Annotated in this window: 17 protein-coding genes and 1 other RNA gene; 17 read left to right on the top strand and 1 reads right to left on the bottom strand. The window is 43.6% G+C overall.

The genetic code is table 11. From position 1 onward, the window contains the following. The first annotated feature begins 32 nt into the window (after window positions 1-32). The 17 genes from H580_RS0117110 to H580_RS0117035 all read left to right on the top strand — a co-directional run bounded on the left by H580_RS0117110 (window position 33) and on the right by H580_RS0117035 (window position 18,189). Window positions 33-1,001 (top strand): PhoH family protein, encoded by a 969-nt coding sequence (locus H580_RS0117110; protein ID WP_028595865.1) that lies wholly within the window; start codon window positions 33-35, stop codon window positions 999-1,001. Window positions 1,002-1,016: 15 nt separating this feature from the next. Further along, a complete protein-coding gene (locus H580_RS0117105; RefSeq protein WP_028595864.1) occupies window positions 1,017-3,350 on the top strand; it encodes an HD family phosphohydrolase in 2,334 nt (777 codons plus the stop codon). Between the two features lie 37 nt (window positions 3,351-3,387). Continuing rightward, a complete protein-coding gene (gene ybeY, locus H580_RS0117100; protein ID WP_028595863.1) occupies window positions 3,388-3,885 on the top strand; it encodes an rRNA maturation RNase YbeY in 498 nt (165 codons plus the stop codon). Continuing rightward, window positions 3,885-4,259: a diacylglycerol kinase family protein gene (locus tag H580_RS0117095; RefSeq protein ID WP_028595862.1), complete on the top strand. Its 375-nt coding sequence runs from the start codon at window positions 3,885-3,887 to the stop codon at window positions 4,257-4,259. The genes ybeY and H580_RS0117095 overlap by 1 nt, the downstream gene beginning before the upstream one ends. A gap of 64 nt (window positions 4,260-4,323) precedes the next feature. Next, complete coding sequence (gene cdd / locus H580_RS0117090) at window positions 4,324-4,761, top strand: cytidine deaminase (protein ID WP_028595861.1); 438 nt, start codon at window positions 4,324-4,326, stop codon at window positions 4,759-4,761. A gap of 130 nt (window positions 4,762-4,891) precedes the next feature. Then, window positions 4,892-5,797: a GTPase Era gene (era, locus tag H580_RS0117085; protein WP_028595860.1), complete on the top strand. Its 906-nt coding sequence runs from the start codon at window positions 4,892-4,894 to the stop codon at window positions 5,795-5,797. A 119-nt stretch (window positions 5,798-5,916) separates the two neighbouring features. Continuing rightward, the gene (locus H580_RS26255) at window positions 5,917-6,054 is read left to right on the top strand and encodes a YqzL family protein (protein WP_157282958.1); all 138 of its coding nucleotides are present in this window, start codon (window positions 5,917-5,919) and stop codon (window positions 6,052-6,054) included. A 29-nt stretch (window positions 6,055-6,083) separates the two neighbouring features. Next, window positions 6,084-6,887 (top strand): DNA repair protein RecO, encoded by an 804-nt coding sequence (gene recO / locus H580_RS24640; RefSeq protein WP_051217514.1) that lies wholly within the window; start codon window positions 6,084-6,086, stop codon window positions 6,885-6,887. Window positions 6,888-7,269: 382 nt separating this feature from the next. Next, window positions 7,270-8,157 carry a glycine--tRNA ligase subunit alpha gene (gene glyQ / locus H580_RS0117070; RefSeq protein WP_028595859.1) on the top strand — a complete coding sequence of 296 codons (888 nt, stop codon included), beginning with the start codon at window positions 7,270-7,272 and terminating at the stop codon, window positions 8,155-8,157. Beyond that, entirely contained in the window at window positions 8,150-10,225 is a 2,076-nt protein-coding gene (gene glyS / locus H580_RS0117065; protein WP_028595858.1) for a glycine--tRNA ligase subunit beta, read from the top strand. The genes glyQ and glyS overlap by 8 nt, the downstream gene beginning before the upstream one ends. 239 nt (window positions 10,226-10,464) lie before the next feature. Further along, complete coding sequence (locus tag H580_RS0117060; protein WP_028595857.1) at window positions 10,465-10,950, top strand: YaiI/YqxD family protein; 486 nt, start codon at window positions 10,465-10,467, stop codon at window positions 10,948-10,950. Window positions 10,951-10,986: 36 nt separating this feature from the next. Beyond that, window positions 10,987-12,816, top strand: a complete 1,830-nt coding sequence (dnaG, locus tag H580_RS0117055) for a DNA primase (protein WP_028595856.1) — start codon at window positions 10,987-10,989, stop codon at window positions 12,814-12,816. 39 nt (window positions 12,817-12,855) lie between these two features. Then, window positions 12,856-13,980: an RNA polymerase sigma factor RpoD gene (gene rpoD / locus H580_RS0117050; protein ID WP_028595855.1), complete on the top strand. Its 1,125-nt coding sequence runs from the start codon at window positions 12,856-12,858 to the stop codon at window positions 13,978-13,980. A gap of 295 nt (window positions 13,981-14,275) precedes the next feature. Then, window positions 14,276-15,058, top strand: coding sequence for a tRNA (adenine(22)-N(1))-methyltransferase (locus H580_RS0117045; protein ID WP_051217513.1), 783 nt, complete (start codon window positions 14,276-14,278; stop codon window positions 15,056-15,058). Beyond that, window positions 15,034-16,149, top strand: a complete 1,116-nt coding sequence (locus H580_RS0117040; protein WP_028595853.1) for a Nif3-like dinuclear metal center hexameric protein — start codon at window positions 15,034-15,036, stop codon at window positions 16,147-16,149. The genes H580_RS0117045 and H580_RS0117040 overlap by 25 nt, the downstream gene beginning before the upstream one ends. 54 nt (window positions 16,150-16,203) lie before the next feature. After that, an RNA gene (gene rnpB / locus H580_RS25590) (RNase P RNA component class A) lies at window positions 16,204-16,606 on the top strand. Window positions 16,607-17,607: 1,001 nt separating this feature from the next. Beyond that, complete coding sequence (locus H580_RS0117035; RefSeq protein WP_028595852.1) at window positions 17,608-18,189, top strand: hypothetical protein; 582 nt, start codon at window positions 17,608-17,610, stop codon at window positions 18,187-18,189. A 224-nt stretch (window positions 18,190-18,413) separates the two neighbouring features. On the opposite strand, the gene H580_RS0117030 is transcribed toward H580_RS0117035, so the two are convergent. After that, window positions 18,414-20,372, bottom strand: a complete 1,959-nt coding sequence (locus H580_RS0117030) for a S8 family peptidase (RefSeq protein WP_028595851.1) — start codon at window positions 20,370-20,372, stop codon at window positions 18,414-18,416. Window positions 20,373-20,379 lie beyond the last annotated feature (7 nt).

The raw sequence follows: 20,379 nt of genomic DNA, 5'->3' as shown, positions 1-20,379 counted from the left end.
AATCATATGACTAAGGCAAGGAGACTGAGATTTTGTCGCAACAACAAACAGTGAAACTTTCATTAGAGAATGCAGCTGAAGGTCTTGCATTATTCGGACCACAAGACAAGTATTTTAAGCTTATCCAATCCCATACCGAAGTCGAAATATCGTCACGTGAAGCAGAGATTGTCCTGACAGGTGATTCTGAAGAAGTGGAAAAGTTTAAGCAGTTATTTGAAGTGCTGCTCCAACTTATCCGCAACAATGTTGGGTTGTCAGAACGGGATATGATGTACGCGCTTGAATTGGCAGAGCAGTGGAAGGTCCATGAGTTGTTGGATTTATTCAAGGGAGAAGTGGCTCATACATATCGTGGCAAGCCGATTCGTGTCAAAACAATCGGTCAACGTCACTACGTTTCTTTAATTAAGAAGTTAGATGTTGTATTTGGGATTGGACCTGCGGGTACTGGTAAGACGTACCTTGCTGTTGTTTTAGCGGTTACTGCTTTGAAGGAAGGAGCAGTTAAGCGTATTATCTTGACACGTCCGGCTGTGGAAGCAGGAGAGAATCTAGGCTTCTTGCCGGGAGATTTGCAAGAGAAAGTAGATCCATACTTACGTCCTTTGTATGACGCCTTGCATGATGTGATGGGCCCTGATCAAGTGGCTAAGGCACTAGAGCGAGGCTTAATCGAAATTGCCCCGTTGGCATATATGCGTGGGCGTACATTGGATGATGCATTCATCATCTTGGATGAGGCGCAAAATACGACTCCTGAACAGATGAAAATGTTCCTGACGCGCCTTGGGTTTGGCTCAAAAATGGTCATTACAGGCGACGTTACGCAAATTGATTTGCCTAGGGGCAAACATTCAGGACTTGTCGAAGCGTATAAAGTGCTTCGAGATATTGAGGAAATTGGCTTTATGCATTTTGCTGAACAAGATGTCGTTCGTCATTCCTTAGTACAAAAAATTATTGTAGCTTACCAGAAGGAAAGCGAAAACCAAGGATAGAGAGGGTTGTTCTCTATGCTAGAAGCTCAAAATAACGGTAATAAACGAAGTGTGCGTCCTGTGAAAACGGGAGGATGGAAATATAGCTTAGGCATGCGTATTGTATTATTCGTTGTCCTAACGATATTTATTTATTTTTCCCTCGCACCTAAAATGCTTCCAGAAAAGTATGATATTCAAATTGGTAATTCGGTAGAGAAAAATATTATCGCTCCCATGCAAATTAAGGACAAGCAGGCGACGCTGAATGCTCAAGAAGAGGCAGCTGAAGGCGCACCACCTGTTTATCCAATTGTGTCGATCAAGAACGATCGGTTAATTGATAATATTTTTAATCGTATTGAATTGTTGAATCAAGATGAACAGCTATCTTTCTCTGAGAAAGTGGATTTGTATCGGCGTGTGATCCCACAAATATTCGATGATTATATTCGTACGTTTATTTTAACCAGTCGCAATGCCAATACCTATTCTGCGCAGTTGTTAGAAGAAGTAACGAAACGAATTGAAGAGCAGAAATATCGGGTGCCTGAAGAAACCTACATCAAAATGGCACGTCTTTCAAAAGAGGACATTGCTGAAATGAAGGTTGTAGCTCGCGATATTGTTAGTAAGTTAATGGCTGATTCCATCGCAGATGCGGCAGTAGCCAGAGCCAAAGTAGCGGAGTATGTCAATACAAGTTCATTGGATAAACGTGCAGAACGTGAAGTTGTCCAAGAGCTTGTTAGGTTGGCGATTACGCCGAACAAGTTCTATGATGAGGAAGCTACGAAGCAGGCGAAGGTACAGGCTCGCGAAAATACGCATGAGGTGTTTATTAAGCAGGGTGAGATCATCGTTCAAAAAGGCGAGATTATTACAAAAGATATGTATGATCTGCTCAAAGAAAATGGTCTATTGAAAACAGAAGTAAACTTGTGGCCGCAGCTTGGTCTATTGCTTCTTTCAACACTCTTTACTGTGCTGCTAGTTATGTTTATGCGTCAGGCAAGCCATACTCATTTTAAGTACAACAATTCACAGCTGTTAATGCTGTTGTTAATTTTCGTCATTAATATTATTTTGATGGAAATTGTATCTTTTGCGCAAACGGAAACAACCGCTTATATCGGCTACATTGCTCCCGTTGCGCTTGGCGTTATGCTAATAACGCTGCTGCTTGATGTCTCGCTTGCTTATGTCTCGGCTGTACTGTTCAGTATTATAGCGAGCATATTGTTAAATACTCATCAAAATATGCTGTTTGATTTCAACTATGGTCTGTTTGCGCTCGTTGTGTCTTATGCATCAATCTTTGCTATACATCGAGCAAGTCAGCGTTCAACCATATTAAAGGCTGGAATTATGATATGCATCTTTGGTGGTTTAACTGTATTGACTGTAGCGATGCTTAATGGTCTGCCGTTGAACAGTAAAGAAACAACTTTGGCTGCGGTATTTGCTTTTAGCAGTGGCTTAGTTACGGCAGTGCTAGTTATCGGGCTTATGCCATTTTTCGAGGTTACGTTCGGCATATTATCTGCATTGAAGTTGGTTGAGCTGTCGAATCCGAACCACCCACTGCTTCGCAAGCTATTAACTGAAACGCCAGGTACTTATCATCACAGTGTAATGGTTGGTAATTTGGCTGAGCAGGCAGCAGAATCGATTGGAGCAAATGGTCTATTGTGCCGGGTTGGCGCATTTTACCATGATATTGGCAAGACGAAGCGTCCAAGCTACTTTATTGAGAATCAGACCAATATCGATAATCCACATGATTTTATTGATCCGAAGCTGAGCACCTCGATTATAGTCGCTCATGCTGGTGATGGTGCGGAACTGCTTAAAGAATACAAGCTGCCAAAGCCAATACGAGATATTGCAGAACAGCATCATGGAACTACGTTCCTGAAGTATTTTTATCATAAAGCATTGAAGCAGGCTGAAGAGCAAGGGGAAGAGCCGAATTTCACAGCCGATGATTTCCGTTATCCTGGTCCGAAGGCGCAGTCAAAGGAAGCAGCAGTTGTCGGCATTGCGGATTGTGTTGAGGCAGCGGTTCGTTCACTTCGTCATCCGACAGTGGAACAGATCGAAAATATGATACAAAAAATCATTAAAGATCGTCTCGATGATAACCAGTTTAATGAATGCGACTTAACGATGCGCGAACTGGATATGGTTGCTCATTCACTAAAAGAAACGGTAATGGGTATTTTCCATTCTCGTATTGAATACCCGGATGGTGCGAAGAAACAATCGGAGCTTGCTAAAGGTGATTCCATAGAAGTAGCAGTTAATCAGTCTAAACCTGATAACTCGACTGGTGAAGATACAGCTGCTACCAAGAACGCACTGAAATAATGAACAAATAAGCAAGGCAAGAAGGAGAGTTTAATTGATGAACATCAAGTTAGAGTGGAGCGACGAACAGTCCATTTACCCTATTAGCGAAGCATTAATACAAAAGTTGGAGCGTGTGCTTGAAGAAGCGGCTCAGATGGAAGGGATCGTGGAAGGTGAAGTAGCGCTTACATTCGTCGATGATGAACGCATCCATGAACTCAATCGTGATTATCGTCAAATTGACCGTCCCACAGATGTGCTCTCGTTTGCATTGAATGAGTCTGTGGATGAGGAAATGGACATATTGTACGAAGTAGAAGATGAGCAAGAGCTAGCCTCTTTAGGGGACATGCTTGGAGACATCATTATCTCTACAGAACGTGCCCAAGCTCAGGCAGACGAATATGGTCATTCCCTGGAAAGAGAAATTGGCTTTTTGTTCGTGCATGGATTCCTTCATCTGATCGGTTACGATCATCAAGATGATGAAAGTGAACGTGTAATGATGGACAAGCAGGAAGCGGTTCTCTCCAAGATCGGGTTGACACGATAATGGACTGGCGTCATAATTGGCGTCGAACGTTCCAAGCGGCCATAGACGGAATTAAGTATGCATATGCTACGCAGCGCAATATGCGAGTGCATCTATTTGCTTCCATCATTGTTATACTGCTTGGCATACTGTTAGGTGTTAATACGAGCGAGTGGCTATGGCTCTTGCTTAGTATCACAGTTGTGATCGCAGCAGAACTCATAAATACTGCGATTGAAGCAGTAGTAGATATGGTCATGCCGGATCAGCATCCGCTGGCTAAGATAGCGAAAGATACCGCCGCCGGAGCCGTTTTGGTAACGGCGGCGTTCGCCGTTATAACTGGAGTTACTATATTCGGTGGGAGATTCGTAAGTGTGATTGGTACACTGTAAATTTTGTTGTAATATGAAGATGTGAGGATTTATACCCAATCCTGAATATAAGGAGTTGAACATCATGGATAAACAACAATTGATGGAATTGGCAAGACAAGCGAGGGAGCGTGCTTACACTCCTTATTCGCACTTTAAGGTAGGTGCTGCCTTGTTGGACAACGAAGGAAACGTTCACATGGGCTGCAATGTTGAGAATGCTGCTTACGGTCCTACCAACTGTGCGGAGCGGACGGCATTGTTCCGTGCAATCGCAGATGGCTGCAGTGCGAAATCTTTCACAGCTATCGCAGTCATTGGAGATACAACTGCTCCTATAACTCCTTGTGGGGTATGTCGTCAAGTTCTAGTTGAATTATGTTCTGCTGACATGCCCGTTTACATGGGCAATTTGAACGGTCAATTAGTAGAGACTACGATTGGTGAATTACTCCCGGGTGCATTTGATGTATCCAGCCTAGACAGTTCAGCTTCACGCGCTGAAGGCTTGGCAAATAGCTAATAGAGGATTAATTTTGTTATTGCACACGAAAAGGGAGCAGAATCAGGTCAGAGATCTGATCTGCTCATCTATGATTGGCAATACGCTGATTGTTATAAAGAAAAGTTATAAAGAAGATTAGGAGTACAACATGAACAATAAATCATCTTATAAATCTGGATTTGTCGCAATCGTAGGTCGTCCAAATGTGGGGAAATCAACACTGATGAACCATGTTATCGGCCAAAAGATTGCGATTATGTCGGATAAACCACAAACGACGCGTAACAAAATTCACGGTGTTTATACGCAAGAATCATCGCAAATCGTATTTTTGGATACTCCGGGTATTCATAAACGCACATCAAAGCTTGGTGACTATATGAATCAGGTTGCTCTCAACACGTTGAATGAAGTTGAGGCAGTGCTGTTCTTGGTGGATGTTGCTGCTGGTTTAGGCGGGGGAGATCGTTTTGTTATTGAACAATTGAAACAAGTTAAAACACCGGTTATTCTTGTCATGAACAAAATTGACCAAGTGCGCCCTGATGAAGTACCTGCGATGATTCAGCAGTACAATGAATTGCATGAGTTTGCGGCGATTGTTCCGATCTCTGCCTTGCAAGGAAACAACGTAGATCGATTGCTTCAAGTGCTGCACGGCTACTTGCCAGAAGGACCACAATACTATCCAGATGATCAGATCACAGATCATCCAGAACAATTCGTTGTGGCAGAGCTTGTTCGTGAAAAAATATTGCATGCGACACGTGAGGAAATTCCACATTCTATCGCTGTAACCATTGAAGATATGCGTGTGCAGGAAAATGGTGTAGTTTACATTTCAGCTGTTATTTTTGTTGAGCGTGACTCGCAAAAAGGAATTATTATTGGCAAGCAAGGTGCCCTGCTTAAGCAAGTAGGTAAGCAAGCCCGCAGAGACATTGAGACACTACTTGGATCTCGTACATTTATCGAGTTATGGGTCAAAGTGAAGAAAGACTGGCGTAACCAAGATCGTGTGCTCAAGGATTTAGGTTTCCGTCACGACGTGTAGCAGACAACATATCACTTATACATCCAGCACATGTCCATTTTTTGCAAAGGATAATCCCCTTCTGCTAGCACATGCTAGTGTTGAAGACAACGTCATGTCCGACGAAAGGGGATAACACAATGCGTGATTTCTCATGGAATGTGTTCGCAATGACTGGTGATGTAGATGCATATTTGTTGTATAAGCATATTGCTCAGGTTCGAGATGCTGTTCCTACAGACGTTGAACCTGTGCAACCGTCAGAGCATGCGGAGTAAGTGATCGCTTGTCACATGGGAGGGACAAGGTGTTATATCGCATAGAAGGTATTGTCATCCGCAGTATGGATTATGGGGAAGGCAACAAGATTATAACGCTGTGTACGAAGTCTCACGGCAAAGTAGGAGTGCTCGTTCGCGGAGCCAAAAAAGTACGCAGCCGCCATGGTGCAGCCACACAATTGTTTACGTTTGGTGAGTACGTATTTTTTCGTGGTATGGGCTCGATTGGCACTTTGAACGCATGCGAAATTACGGAACCGAATCATATGCTACGAGAACAGCTCCATCTGGCGGCGTACGCGTCGTACGTGGTGGAGCTTGTTGATCGTGGATTGCAAGATGAAGAAGCCGGGGGCGCGATGTTTGACCAACTGCTTGCCTATATGCGAGCAATTCGAGCAGGCAAAGATGCGCAGGTAACGACTCACATATTTGAAATGAAGCTGTGCCAAGCTGTAGGGGTTGCCCCGTCTGTAGACAGTTGTGTGGTGTGTGGTCGAACGGATGAATTATCGGGGTTTGGATGGAGGCTTGGAGGAGCGATTTGCTCGCGATGTCGACCTCGTGAACATAGCCGTTACATTTGTTCAGGTAACATACTAAAGCTCATGCAAGTCTTTATCAAGACGGATTTACGAAGACTGGGTGATATAACACTCAAACAAGAAACGAAACTTCAACTTCGAGACTGCATGCGGGGTTATATGGATACTCATATAGGGGTTCGCTGTAAATCGCTGCAATTCCTAGAACAGATGGAGAAGTATGATCTTGCTCCGCTTCCATCTGTTGATAAAGCGGTGGAGGATCAAGGGGAAAACAGCGAATGATAATCTAAATTGTCCTGCGACTGCATTGCTTGACTAAAGTTGAGTCATTCGATATGATATAATTTATTAATCAATTTAATAACATGCAGTGATGAAGTAAGTAGTTCGATCCTCAATTCGAGAATAGCGATTCAGGGATGGTGGGAGCCTGAGCGAATGGACGAATGAAACGGCACTTCGGAGCATGGATAACTCAAAGTGGATAATTGCGAATTCATGGAATCACGTTGGAATCGCGATTATCAAGTAGGGTGGAACCGCGGGATACAACTCTCGTCCCTATGTCTGGCAGCAGACGTAGGGGCGGGAGTTTTTTTGTATAACCACACTCGTGCTCATCACGTCAGAGCTGAACCTATTCGTGTTAGGAGTGAACAGTCGCATGAATTTTCAACAAATCATTTTGACTTTGCAAAATTTCTGGGCAAAGCAAAACTGTATCATCGTGCAGCCGTATGATGTCGAAAAGGGTGCCGGTACGATGAATCCAATGACATTCCTTCGTTCTATTGGGCCTGAGCCTTGGAATGTTGCTTATGTAGAGCCTTCTCGTCGACCAGGAGACGGTCGTTATGGGGAGAACCCGAACCGTCTGTATCAGCATCATCAATTCCAAGTTATTATGAAGCCTTCACCAGACAACATTCAAGAATTGTACTTGGAAAGTTTGAAGCAGCTTGGCATTGATCCTTTGGCGCATGATATCCGCTTTGTCGAGGATAACTGGGAATCACCGACACTAGGTGCATGGGGGCTAGGCTGGGAAGTGTGGCTTGACGGCATGGAGATCACGCAGTTTACTTACTTCCAACAAGTAGGTGGAATCGACGCGAATCCAGTAGCAGTAGAGATCACATACGGACTAGAGCGTCTAGCATCATATATACAAGAAAAAGAAAATGTATTCGATCTGGAATGGGTAGAGGGGATCACTTACGGTGATGTTTTCCTACAGCCTGAATTCGAACACTCTAAATATACATTTGAAGTTAGTGACACAGCGATGTTGTTCAATTTGTTCAATACGTATGAGCAAGAAGCGAAGCGTGCGATGGATGAGCATTTGGTATTCCCGGCGTATGATTATGTGCTGAAATGCTCGCATACGTTCAACTTGTTGGACGCACGTGGTGCAATCAGTGTAACAGAGCGTACAGGATTTATTACACGTGTACGCAACTTGGCTCGCCAAGTAGCAGCTACTTACTATGAAGAGCGCGAGAAGCTTGGCTTCCCGTTGTTGAAGAAGGGAGAGAACCAAGATGCCTAAACATTTGCTCCTAGAACTAGGACTTGAAGAAGTGCCAGCACGTTTCGTACGTGGTGCTATTGAGCAGCTGCAAGAGCGTGTGGAGCGTTGGTTGGAGCAATCCCGTATCGCCCATGAAGGTGTCAAAGCTTATGCAACTCCACGTCGTCTTGCTATCGTTGTACATCATGCAGCTGACAAGCAGACAGATGTGCACGAGGAAGTAAAAGGTCCTGCTCGTAAGATTGCAGTAGATGATCGAGGACAATGGTCAAAGGCTACACTTGGTTTTGCTCGCTCTCAAGGCGTAGATCCTGAACAGCTTTTCTTCAAAGAGTTGAACGGCGTTGAGTACATTTACGCAAACAAAAGCAGCATTGGTACGGATACGGCTGATGTATTGGCTGAAGGCTTGAGCAGCATTGTTCACGCAATGACGTTCCCTAAAAACATGAGATGGGGCGGCTATGAAATGCGCTTCGTTCGCCCAATTCGTTGGGTTGTCGCATTATTTGGTAGTGATATCATTCCTATTGAATTTACAGGCGTTCAAGCAGGTAATGTATCACGCGGACATCGTTTCTTGGGTCAAGAGACTGTCATTACAAGTGCAGAACAATACGTAGAGCGTCTTCGTGAGCAGCACGTTATCGTTGATATAGAAGAGCGTAAAGCGCTTATCGTCAGTCAATTGGAACAGCTGGCTGCTGAGAAGCAATGGCATATTTCGATCAAAGAAGACTTGTTGGAAGAGGTATTGTTCCTTGTTGAATATCCGACCGCATTGTTCGGTACATTTGATGAGTCGTTCCTTCGTATTCCGCAAGACGTGCTCATTACTTCGATGCGTGAGCATCAGCGCTACTTCCCTGTACTTGATGCACAGAATCAATTGCTGCCTTACTTCGTCACTGTACGCAACGGTGATGACAAAGGTCTTGATATTGTTGCAAAAGGTAATGAAAAAGTTCTTCGTGCTCGTCTGTCCGATGCGAAATTTTTCTATCAGGAAGATCAAAAGCTTCGCATTGAAGATTGCGTGAAGAAACTCGATTCTATCGTGTTCCACGAAGAGTTGGGTACGCTTGGAGACAAAGTACGTCGTATTCGTGCGATTGCAGATAAATTGGCAGCAGTCGTTAAGGCTGATGATCAGGTAGCTGTGCAAGTAAGCCGTGCAGCTGATATTTGTAAATTCGATTTGGTTACGCAAATGGTATACGAATTCCCTGAGCTGCAAGGTCAAATGGGTGAGGACTATGCCTTGAAATTAAATGAAGATGCTGAAGTGGCACGTGCGATTAACGAGCATTATAAGCCTCGGTTCGCTGGTGATACAGCACCGGCTTCACTTGTCGGTCAGCTTGTAAGCTTGGCAGATAAAATGGATACGTTGGTGGGCTGCTTTGCAATTGGCATTATTCCCACTGGTTCCCAAGACCCATATGCATTGCGCCGTCAAGCAACAGGTATCGTACAAATGATTGTGGAACAAAATGTACCGCTTACTTTGTCACAATTGTTCGACGTTGCACTGGATGTGCAGGAACAAGCACAATTATTGAAACGTAATCGTGTTGACGTACGTAATGATTTGTATGAGTTCTTCGGCCTACGTGTTAAAAATGTATTGTCTGAGGAAGTTCGCTATGACGTAGTAGACGCTGTGCTGGCAGCTGGCTATGATGATGTGAAGCTTACGATTGCACGCGGTAAGTCCTTGATGAATGCGGTTCAGCAAGAGACATTTAAGACAACTGTCGAATCCTTCAATCGTGTTGCTAACTTAGCAGCCAAGGCTGAACATGAAGATGTGAAAGAAGAGCTATTTGAGCAAGATCAAGAACGTGAGCTGTATGCAAGTTGGAAACTGGCACATGAGCAGATCGAGCGTTCCATTCAACAGCCTGAACAAGTTCTAGTCGAACTTGGCAAGTTGGAGAAGCCGATTACTGCATTCTTTGATGATGTTATGGTTATGGCCAAGGATGAGGCAGTGAAAAATAACCGATTAGCTCTATTGAAACGAATTGCTAACGATCTACATCGTTATGCTGATTTCTCTAAGTTAGTATGGGCGTCTGTCTAAAGTAGACCTGAGTACGGAATACGGAATGAGCAGAACAGGCATAATGTTCAGCCCATTCCGTACTTTTTGTTGCCGGTTCGACAAAATTCTACAATAATTTATAGAGTTGGCTTCTGACAAGCAGGATTTTTCATGTTGGCAGCGTATATAATATAGACGATGCTGAATAGTTGTAAATCTGTTGCGAATACGACTTGCAATTATTTGTATCTTAATCATGACTAGCGGGCGGATTAAGCATGGAGAACAGGATGTCCTTACATCGAATTATTGTCGATGCGGATGCTTGTCCAGTAAAAGTCGAAATTATGACGATTGCTGAGCAGCATCGCGTTCAGGCTTTATTTATAGCTTCTTACGCCGCATATCAGAGCCACTCATTATCATCCAGCTATATTCGCAGCATTTATGTGGATCAAGGCTTTCAAGCAGCAGATATGTATATTGCAAACGAAGCGCGGTCAGGTGACATAGTCGTGACGAATGACTATGGATTGGCCGCGCTATGTTTGCCCCGAGGGTGTGTTGTATTGACACCTCGTGGCAAAGAGCTGCATATCGGCAATGTGGATGAGCTGCTTGAACAACGTCATTTGTCTGCAAAGGCAAGGCGGGCTGGCCAGCGTACGAAGGGACCAAAAGCAATGACGCTTGAGGATCGAGAGAAATTCCAACATGAACTGACAAAAGTTTTGCTCAGTCAGCAGGAGAAACACTCCCTTTAGCGAATTAGTATTACGTGTTTCTATGAAGGTGATAATATGGTGAATGGAAATGGACCAATCCCTGAGCACTTTATTGAGGAAGTGCTCGCCCGTAATGATATTGTGGACGTTGTCTCCAAGTACGTTCATCTTTCGAAACATGGTAAATATTTAAAAGGACTTTGTCCTTTTCACTCGGAGAAGACCCCGTCCTTCACCGTTACGCCTGACAGACAGATATACCATTGTTACGGTTGTAATGCTGGTGGCACCGTTATTAAGTTCCTTATGGGAGTCGAAGGGTTTACCTTTCCAGAAGCGGTCAAACAGTTAGCTGAGCAAGCCAACTTGGACTTTCAATGGGGGGATATTTCCTTTGAACGCAGTCCGCAAAGCGAACTAAAGGACAAGATGATCGAGGCTCACGAGCTTGCGGCTAAGCTGTATCATTATATTTTAATGAATACGGCTCATGGTCAAGAAGCCCTAAGCTATCTGCGAGATCGGGGTTTTAATGATAAGCTGATTGAGCAGTTTCAGATTGGCTATGCACCGACACAATGGGATACGCTCGTACAATTGCTGGAGAAGCGCGGTTTCTCGCTAGAAGCGATGGAGCAAGCAGGACTATTATCTGCAAAGCATCAACAACCAGGTTATGTCGATCGCTTCCGGGATCGAATTATGTTTCCAATATGGGATCGAAATGGGAAGGTAATTGGCTTCGGAGGTCGAATATTGGGGGAGGGACAGCCCAAATATTTAAATTCACCTGAAACGTTGCTTTTCAATAAGTCTAAGCTCATATACAATCAGCATTTGGCACGACCGCATATGAAGCGTACAGGACAGCTTGTGCTGTTTGAAGGCTATGCGGATGTCATTCAGGCATGGGGTGCCGAAGTATTCAATGGTATAGCTACGATGGGTACCGCTCTTACTTCCGAGCATGTGAAACTTATGAAGCGGCTGGTGGAACGCGTTATTATCTGCTATGACGGAGATAATGCGGGACAAGCAGCTGCAAGCAAAGCCATTCCATTGCTCAAGCAAGAGGGATTGGACGTATCGGTTGCCATGCTTCCTAACAATATGGACCCGGATGATTACATTCGAGCCAACGGAGCAGAACGATTCAGACACGCCATTCTATCTGCAGCAGTGTCACCTGTTAAGTTTCAGCTACTATCTTTACGCGGTGATCATATACTGCTAGAAGATGATGGTAAACGTAGATACTTAAAAGAGGCATTGAAGCTGATTGCGCCAATCGAATCACCGACTGAGCGCGAGATGCATCTAGCGGAACTGTCCAAGCAGATTGGAGTAACCATTGAGAGTCTTAAGCAAGAGTGCTTCGAACTAAGACAGAAGCTGTTGTCAGGAGGCCGAAGGGATAATTCGGACGATTGGTGGAATAATGTTAGGAATGATACGAGAAGTATGGCTCCTCCAGCATTATTGCCAGCCTATGTTTATGCCGAGCGTACCTTGCTCGGACTTATGTTTCAAGATGTAGAAGTGGCTGATTATGTTGAACGACATCTTGGTGAAGGATTTAATACGGATGATCATGCGGCTTTAGCCGCTTATCTATATGCTTACTATGCGCAAGGGAAAGAACCGGATTTTAGCCGCTTTCTCGCATCGCTGCATGACGATCGGTTAGAGCAGGTTGCGGCTTCGATATCCTTGTCGGAAGTGCCACTGCGTTATGATCATAGTGTGTTGGATGATTATATTTCCATTATACAAAAGGTTCCTCTCCAACGCGAGATTGAACGTTTACATGAGGAAATGATCCAAGCCGAGCGTGCGGGCGATTGGATGCGTGCTGCACAGATTGGTAAAGAAAAAGTGACCCTAGAGCAACAACTGAAGCGATAGCAACAGGAGAGCGATATCTAGGGAGGAGGGAGTCGGAACATGGCGAAAGATCAACATACTGGACTTGAAGCCGAAGCTGCTTTGGACCAAGTGAAGGATCAGTTGATTGAACTCGGCAAAAAGCGGGGGGCGCTCACATACAAAGAAATTACCGAGAAGTTGGCTAATTTTGATCAAGATTCTGATCAAATGGACGAGTTCTATGAGCAGTTGAGTGACCTTGGAATTGAAATTAATGAGAACGACGATGAAATGGGCGGTCGACCAAGAGGAGAGCGCGATGAGGAGCAAGACGACTTCCATTATGAAGATGATTTGTCTCTTCCTCCAGGGATAAAGATTAACGACCCTGTTCGTATGTATCTCAAAGAAATAGGCCGTGTTCCTCTTCTCTCTGCTGAGGATGAGATTGATTTGGCGAAACGCATTGATCTAGGTGACGAGGAAGCTAAGAAGCGCCTTGCAGAGGCGAATTTGCGTCTCGTTGTCAGCATTGCGAAACGCTATGTCGGCCGTGGTATGCTATTCTTGGATCTTATTCAAGAAGGCAACATGGGTCTTATCAAAGCGGTTGAGAAATTCGATCACGATAAAGGCTTCAAATTCAGTACGTATGCGACATGGTGGATCCGTCAAGCGATAACGCGGGCGATCGCAGACCAAGCACGTACAATCCGAATTCCGGTTCACATGGTAGAGACGATCAATAAGCTGATCCGTGTCTCCAGACAGCTCTTGCAAGAGCTAGGTCGTGAACCGACACCAGAAGAAATTGCAGCTGAGATGGAACTTAGTGTGGAAAAAGTACGCGAGATCATGAAGATTGCACAGGAACCTGTATCGTTGGAGACTCCAATCGGGGAAGAAGACGATTCGCACTTGGGCGACTTCATTGAAGATCAAGAAGCGTTGGCACCAGCAGATGCAGCAGCATATGAATTGTTGAAGGAACAGTTAGAAGATGTTCTCGATACGTTAACAGAACGTGAAGAGAATGTACTTCGTTTACGTTTCGGACTCGATGATGGACGTACACGTACACTTGAGGAAGTCGGCAAAGTATTCGGCGTTACTCGTGAACGTATTCGTCAGATCGAAGCTAAAGCATTGCGCAAGCTTCGTCATCCAAGCCGCAGCAAACGCTTGAAAGATTTCTTAGAATAGACACAGGATGTATAGACCTTCTGTTGCGCTCTGCAGCGCGCAGTAAGGTCTTTTCTTCCATATTGGCTATGTTAAAGCGCAGAACATGGAAGGATTGCATCTAGGAAGCATCGCGATTAGATATCATATGGCTAGTGCTTCGCAATACTTACATTAACATAGAAACTAACTTTATTTTTCAAATCTTCCTTCATTTATGCTGATGGGGATTATTTTACCTTTTTTAATTCTCAAATGCAAATGTGCGGTTAGATGATTTCAACATTAATAAAAGTACAGTGGGTGAAATAAACACGTGATCATCAAGTTATCGAAAAGACTCCAGCAAATTGCAGACTGGGTTCCAAAAAACAGTCGACTTGCTGATATAGGCTCTGATCATGCCTTGCTGCCAACTTATTTGGCTAAAGAAAAGCACATTGTTAAAGCCATTGCTGGTGAAGTGAATCCAGGTCCTTTTGATGCGGCAGTACGGCAAGTGAAAGGCGCGCGTTTAGAGTCTATTATTGAAGTGCGTCGAGGTGACGGATTGGCCGTTGTTCAGGCAGACGAAGTGGATTGTATTACGATAGCAGGAATGGGTGGCGGATTGATCGTCTCCATTTTGCAAACAGGTGTTGATAAGCTATCAGGTGTTCAGCGTCTCGTGCTACAGCCGAATGTTGGTGAAGACCTAGTTAGACAATGGCTTCGTGAAGAGAAGTGGCTGCTAAAGGCAGAACACATACTTGAGGAAGATGGCAAGATTTACGAAGTGCTGTTGGCTGAAAGACCGATTGAAGGTTGGGAAGCGGATGAATTCGTACAAGCAGATAAGGCGATGTATGCATCCAGGCAATTGGCTTGTGGCTTCGTTCTTGATGAGAAATGGCTGCTTAAGCTAGGGCCTTATTTGTCACAAGAGGTTAGCGGTGTATTTATTGAAAAATGGCAGCATGAAGTGAACAAGCAAGAGCGAATTCTGAATACGATGGCGAAATCTGATGCCGAAGAGACAGCTGAACGTAGAGAACAGTTTGTTGCCTACAAATCAGAATTGGAGGAGTTGATCGCATGTTGGCAAAAGGGCAGACAATAGCACAGTGGATCGAGCAGCTTGCTCCCAAATCTTTTGCTGTACCTGATGATCGCATTGGTTTGCAATTAGGAACGCTGCGTAAGGAAGTAGAACATGTGCTTATCTCGCTTGATGTGACGGAAGCGGTCGTCGATGAAGCGATACGTTTGAATGCGGGGCTTATTATTGCGCATCATGCGATTATTTTCCGACCTCTTAAAGATTTGCAAACGGACACACCTGCTGGTCGCTTGTATGAAAAGCTAATCAAGCATGACATCGCCGTGTATATTAGCCATACGAACTATGATATTGTCGATGGCGGCATGAACGATCTGATGGCACAAGCACTTGATTTAGAACAGCTTAAAGTGCTTGAAAAGGTGCACGAGGATCGTTTGGAAAAGCTCGTCGTATTTGTTCCCAAAACGCATCTGGAATCGGTTAGACAAGCCATTCTGGACGTTGGTGCAGGTTGGATAGGCGAATACAGCCATTGCAGCTTCTACAGCGAAGGCACAGGCTCCTTTAAGCCTTTGGAAGGAACGAATCCTTATATCGGGTCTACAGGCAAAATGGAAGAGGTAGATGAAGTACGTTTGGAAACCATAGTACCCCGCTCTATAAAGAGCCGTGTTCTTCGTACGATGCTTAAGGCTCATCCGTATGAAGAGGTAGCATACGATATTTACCCACTACAATTAGAGGGAAAGCCACATGGTCTTGGACGAGTAGGCAAATTGAAAGAGGCGATGAGCCTATCTGATTTGGCAGAGCAGGTTAAATCGCGCTTTAAGGTTCCATTTGTACGTGTCGTAGGATCGATGGAGCGTGAAATTCGAAAAGTAGCTGTACTTGGCGGCTCAGGGTCTAGATATGTGAAGCATGCCCTTTTCCATGGTGCAGATGTGCTCATTACGGGGGATGTAGATTTCCATACGGCACAGGATGCGCTAGCTGCTGGTCTATGTATAATCGACCCTGGTCATCATGCGGAGAAGATGTTTATTCCAGATGTAACAGCTCGTTTACAGCAGCTTGCAGAGCAGAATAGCTCGAAGACGATTTTCCATGCTTCAGGCGTTCATACCGAACCTTTTCATTTTATGTAAAAGTTGAGTGTTGAGTTTCTTGCGAGAAGCTAGTATACTTACGAATGTTGTCGGAAAGTTTGACAGACAATCGCTGGTGGTGTTCAACCACGAGAGGAAAGTCCGGGCTCCACAAGGCAGGATGCTGGATAACGTCCAGTCAGCGCGAGTTGAAGGATAGTGCCACAGAAATGGACCGCCGATGGCCGCTTATGCGGCACAGGTAAGGGTGGAACCGTGGTGTAAGAGACCACGAGGAACGCTGGTGACTTCGTTCCTGGTAAACCCCATCTGGAGCAAGACCTAATGGGACGCAAGCCCTGCAAAGGGCTAACCTTAGCCTGAGGTGCGTCTGGGTTGGTCGCTGGAGCTGCTTAGTAATAGGCAGCCTAGATAGATGATTGTCACTTCGTAGTGGGAGGGTTGTTCCCGTAATACCACGATCAGTACAGAACCCGGCTTATGGCAAGCTTTCCATCGCACAACACATTTATTATGAAGCTATATTCATATGAAACACATTAAATTATGAACTGCTCAGAAAAAAGAAAAAATGGTTTCGAAATAATTAAATCATTGAAGGGTTAGTTGCTCCCTGTTAAGTGGATAGTATATAAAAAGAAAAGACTCGGCTCTGTTAAATTGAGCCGAGTCTTTTTCGTTATGCCGATCATCGGTGGCAAGCTCTTTGATACTCTGTATAGCATGCTATAATAAATGTGTATGCTAACTCCTTTGATAACATCTTCATAGTTATTATGGAATTAACTTCACTCATGAAACCTCATGAGTGAAAAAATGGGAATATATAAGATCTTACTCGTGAGCATTCTACAGCCTATTAATCCTATTGTTGAGTTCATTAATAATAGTGTTTAAACAGGCTTTGTGACCATTCTTATACTTAAATTCGGATATAGCTGAAGAGAATTTTATGCTTGTTGGAATCAAATCACGGTTTAGTTACTTGGATTTCAGCGGAGTTCTAAAAATGATTGTTTTCACGCTTCTAATTTTTTTGTTGTAGGAACTTCCTTTTTGTATAAACCCTCTTGGTTTTAATACAAAATCAGACAATTATTTGTCCTTATTATCTTTTACTTGATTATTTTTTGATTTGAGGTGATACTTTTTCTAAAACAATGTGTTCAAATTGTATATTTTGCTTCTGTGTTAAAAATCCTCATCTTTTAAGTCAAGTTTTGTGATTTTACAAATGAAAAACTAACACTTCAACTAACACAACATTTCAATAATACAATCTACTTACTTACTTTATTTCAGTTTAGTTTACTATAACAAAAATTCATTTAACGTTGTCGGTTATTCTAAAGATTCAGTTTACTTGGCGGAATTTGGTGGACTAAGTTATTATGGATATCAAAAAATCGATGTTAGATATGATTATTAGTTAAAAAGAATAGAACTGCTTCTGCGTGCAGAAGCAGTTCTCTATTTTCGTAGAGGGGGGCTGCTGTTATGAGCAGAAAAATATGTTGTGCTGTATTTTTATTAGTCTTTATATTTGGATGCTCTAATAATAACCTGCCTGGGATGCAAGCAGAACTTTTTCGAAATAATAACTCAACTTTATTTTGGGCAAAATTGAGTGAGAATTTTGCTTTAGATGAACATGTTCGATTACAAGATTTTAGGTTAACTCTTGAGGGTGGTTTGATTGATAACTACAAATTTGATGTGATTGATTTGAAAAATGAATTGCAACTATATGTGAAACAATGTTATCAATGTCCTAATAAAGAACTACAAGTTTTCAAGAGTAAATACAGTCATATATCACACCATGAACAACTAGTTGAAGCAAGGGAATTCTGGGGAATGTATGCTAACCTTATAAAGAGCGATATGATAAAAAACTTGTCGGATAAGGTTATTATATATACCTCTGGAAGAAAAGAATTAATCAATATGAAGGCCGGCTACTATAGATATAGCGAAAAAGAAGAGAAATTAACTCCCGTGATACATTCAAATAGACCTAGTTACTCCATTCAGATATTAGATGAAGTTACTAATTCAACATATGTAGTGATCTACTAGTAAAGTAGCAAGCTAAAACTTATGATTTGTAAGAGGTTGCTCCAAAAGTGTTCTCATGAAATGAGAACATTCCAATTCATGAACGAAACAACCCCATCCTCCACCGCGAAGTGGAGGATGAGGTCCTTTTTATAGGCGAAATTCAACTCATAGTGGGGCTTGAAAAATCTTGAAAGTTTTTTGGGATAACCCCTATTTAAGAATTATAAATTACGTTGCTCCTATCATTGCTTATCAAACTCAGAAGCAGTCCGCTTCAATTCACGTTGTACATTTTGAGGATACAATGACAAGGAGTGTGTACTTTGATTTGCAAGGAGAAGTGCGCGCTCTACATCAATTTGTCCGTGGCCATAATAATTATCCTTCCCTTTAGTACCTAAGTCGTTCACCGTCTGGCGCATAATGTCATAGACCTCGGTATTTTTTAAGCTAGGATTAACGGAGCGTATCAAGGCAGCCAATGCAGCTACGTGGGGGCTAGCCATCGATGTTCCTGACAAAGCAGCATATTGATTGTTCGTATATGAACTAGCGATAGATGTACCAGGTGCTACGACATCTACATAGTTGCCGTAGTTGGAATACGATGCTTTCCCAGTGTTGGAATCCGTAGCGGATACGGCGAACACTTCAGGGTAAGCTGCAGGATAACCGGGCTGACTCGTATTGTCATTACCTGTTGCTGCGATAAGGACAACATCTCTTTCATGAGCGTAGCGCACAGCATCATGCAGCAATGCTCCATCGACATAATTGCCCAGACTAAGGTTAATAACTTTTGCTCCATTATCGGTTGCCCAAATAATTCCTTCCGCTACTGAGTACGATGTACCAGAACCTGAGCTATCGAGTACTTTGACAGGCAGTATTTTATTGTACCACGTCATGCCAGCGATACCTTCCTCATTATTCACAGAGGCTCCGATAATGCCTGCTACATGGCTGCCATGTCCGACATCATCTTGCGGCTGTGCATTACGATTAATCGCATTATAGCCAGGCAGCAGCTTGTCTTTCAAATCACTATGCTTCAGGTCCACACCAGTATCAACGACAGCAACGATAACATCTTCGCGACCTTTTGTTAGGGACCAGCCATTGTTTGTCTTAATCAATGGCAAATTCCACTGATAAGGACGATATAGCACGTCATTTGGTTCGTCTTCTGTCGTGTTAATTGCTCTAGGAGCTTGGTTAAGTCGGTTGTCTCTTCCGAAACGATCACGTAACGGTGTCGCATGTAGGCTTGTCGGTGTCCCATCGCTTCGTTTCAGATCATTCGTCAAATATAAGTAATGTGGCTCTACATAGATCGGGTTATAAGAAGCAAAGTATTGCTGCAGTCGCTCTGTCTCCATCCATTTGGATTGGAAGACGTAGGCATTGCCTACTTTTTTCACGGCTGTAGCACGTATATCATCCCGTATACGCTGTAGTTGCTGCTCTGTAGGCTGCTGTCTGAAGCGTACGACGATTTCGTCTGTGTAATAGTGACTTGTACCTTGATTGTCTTCGCCATCTGCGACATTCACATCTTTTTTCGTATTCGTATCTACGGATTTAACCCGATATTTATGCTCAGGAGGATAAGGGACTACGCGCAGATTGCGCTGCTGATGATTATGCACTTGATAAACAACATGCTGGCTAACAACGGTAACGATGCCACCGTTTGTTGCAGGGCTTGGATGGCCTTCCACGACATATTGTTTGCCATTGAGCATGATCTCAGGCGAGCGATACGGTTGTTTGTTTGTAACAGATGTTTCTGCTTTGCGTACGTAGCTTACAAGCTGTTCTTTCGTTGATTTGCCATCATGTTTGCTTGTTTCAGGTATAGAACCGCTGCGCACATGAGCTCCAGCCGATTGATTAACCCAACTTGTGTAAACGAAGTGTGGATTTTTTGCTCTGAAGCGATCCATCTTCACTTTTATATGGTTTTGATCTTTGGACGGCCACTGGCTAAGTGCTCGATTCATGGCTTGTTTCGTATCCGTTGACAGCAATCGTTCTGTAACTTTCATGTCTTGATGTACGGTGTTGAGCTTGTAGTGCTTCTCTTGAGAAGCAGATTGATATCGGGCTGGCTGCTGGTTGCTAGACATGTTCCAAAGTAAAGGAACGACGACAATGGTTGCTCCCAACAGAGACAAGCCAAGTGCTGTGCCACGACGCATGGTAATC

The organism is Paenibacillus assamensis DSM 18201, from assembly GCF_000422445.1.
GTDB classification, from domain to species: domain Bacteria; phylum Bacillota; class Bacilli; order Paenibacillales; family Paenibacillaceae; genus Paenibacillus_B; species Paenibacillus_B assamensis.
The sequence above is the reverse complement of the archived record's forward strand: the minus strand, read 5'-3'. Positions and strand labels throughout refer to the sequence as shown.

What these genes read in the sequence shown, in the direction of transcription:
- H580_RS0117105 (WP_028595864.1), top strand. Translation starts at nt 1,017, where the DNA reads ATGCTAGAAGCTCAAAATAACGGTAATAAACGAAGTGTGCGTCCTGTG.
- ybeY (WP_028595863.1), top strand. Translation starts at nt 3,388, where the DNA reads ATGAACATCAAGTTAGAGTGGAGCGACGAACAGTCCATTTACCCTATT.
- H580_RS0117095 (WP_028595862.1), top strand. Translation starts at nt 3,885, where the DNA reads ATGGACTGGCGTCATAATTGGCGTCGAACGTTCCAAGCGGCCATAGAC.
- cdd (WP_028595861.1), top strand. Translation starts at nt 4,324, where the DNA reads ATGGATAAACAACAATTGATGGAATTGGCAAGACAAGCGAGGGAGCGT.
- era (WP_028595860.1), top strand. Translation starts at nt 4,892, where the DNA reads ATGAACAATAAATCATCTTATAAATCTGGATTTGTCGCAATCGTAGGT.
- H580_RS26255 (WP_157282958.1), top strand. Translation starts at nt 5,917, where the DNA reads ATGCGTGATTTCTCATGGAATGTGTTCGCAATGACTGGTGATGTAGAT.
- glyQ (WP_028595859.1), top strand. Translation starts at nt 7,270, where the DNA reads ATGAATTTTCAACAAATCATTTTGACTTTGCAAAATTTCTGGGCAAAG.
- glyS (WP_028595858.1), top strand. Translation starts at nt 8,150, where the DNA reads ATGCCTAAACATTTGCTCCTAGAACTAGGACTTGAAGAAGTGCCAGCA.
- H580_RS0117060 (WP_028595857.1), top strand. Translation starts at nt 10,465, where the DNA reads ATGGAGAACAGGATGTCCTTACATCGAATTATTGTCGATGCGGATGCT.
- dnaG (WP_028595856.1), top strand. Translation starts at nt 10,987, where the DNA reads ATGGTGAATGGAAATGGACCAATCCCTGAGCACTTTATTGAGGAAGTG.
- rpoD (WP_028595855.1), top strand. Translation starts at nt 12,856, where the DNA reads ATGGCGAAAGATCAACATACTGGACTTGAAGCCGAAGCTGCTTTGGAC.
- H580_RS0117040 (WP_028595853.1), top strand. Translation starts at nt 15,034, where the DNA reads ATGTTGGCAAAAGGGCAGACAATAGCACAGTGGATCGAGCAGCTTGCT.
- H580_RS0117035 (WP_028595852.1), top strand. Translation starts at nt 17,608, where the DNA reads ATGAGCAGAAAAATATGTTGTGCTGTATTTTTATTAGTCTTTATATTT.
- H580_RS0117030 (WP_028595851.1), bottom strand. Translation starts at nt 20,372, where the DNA reads ATGCGTCGTGGCACAGCACTTGGCTTGTCTCTGTTGGGAGCAACCATT.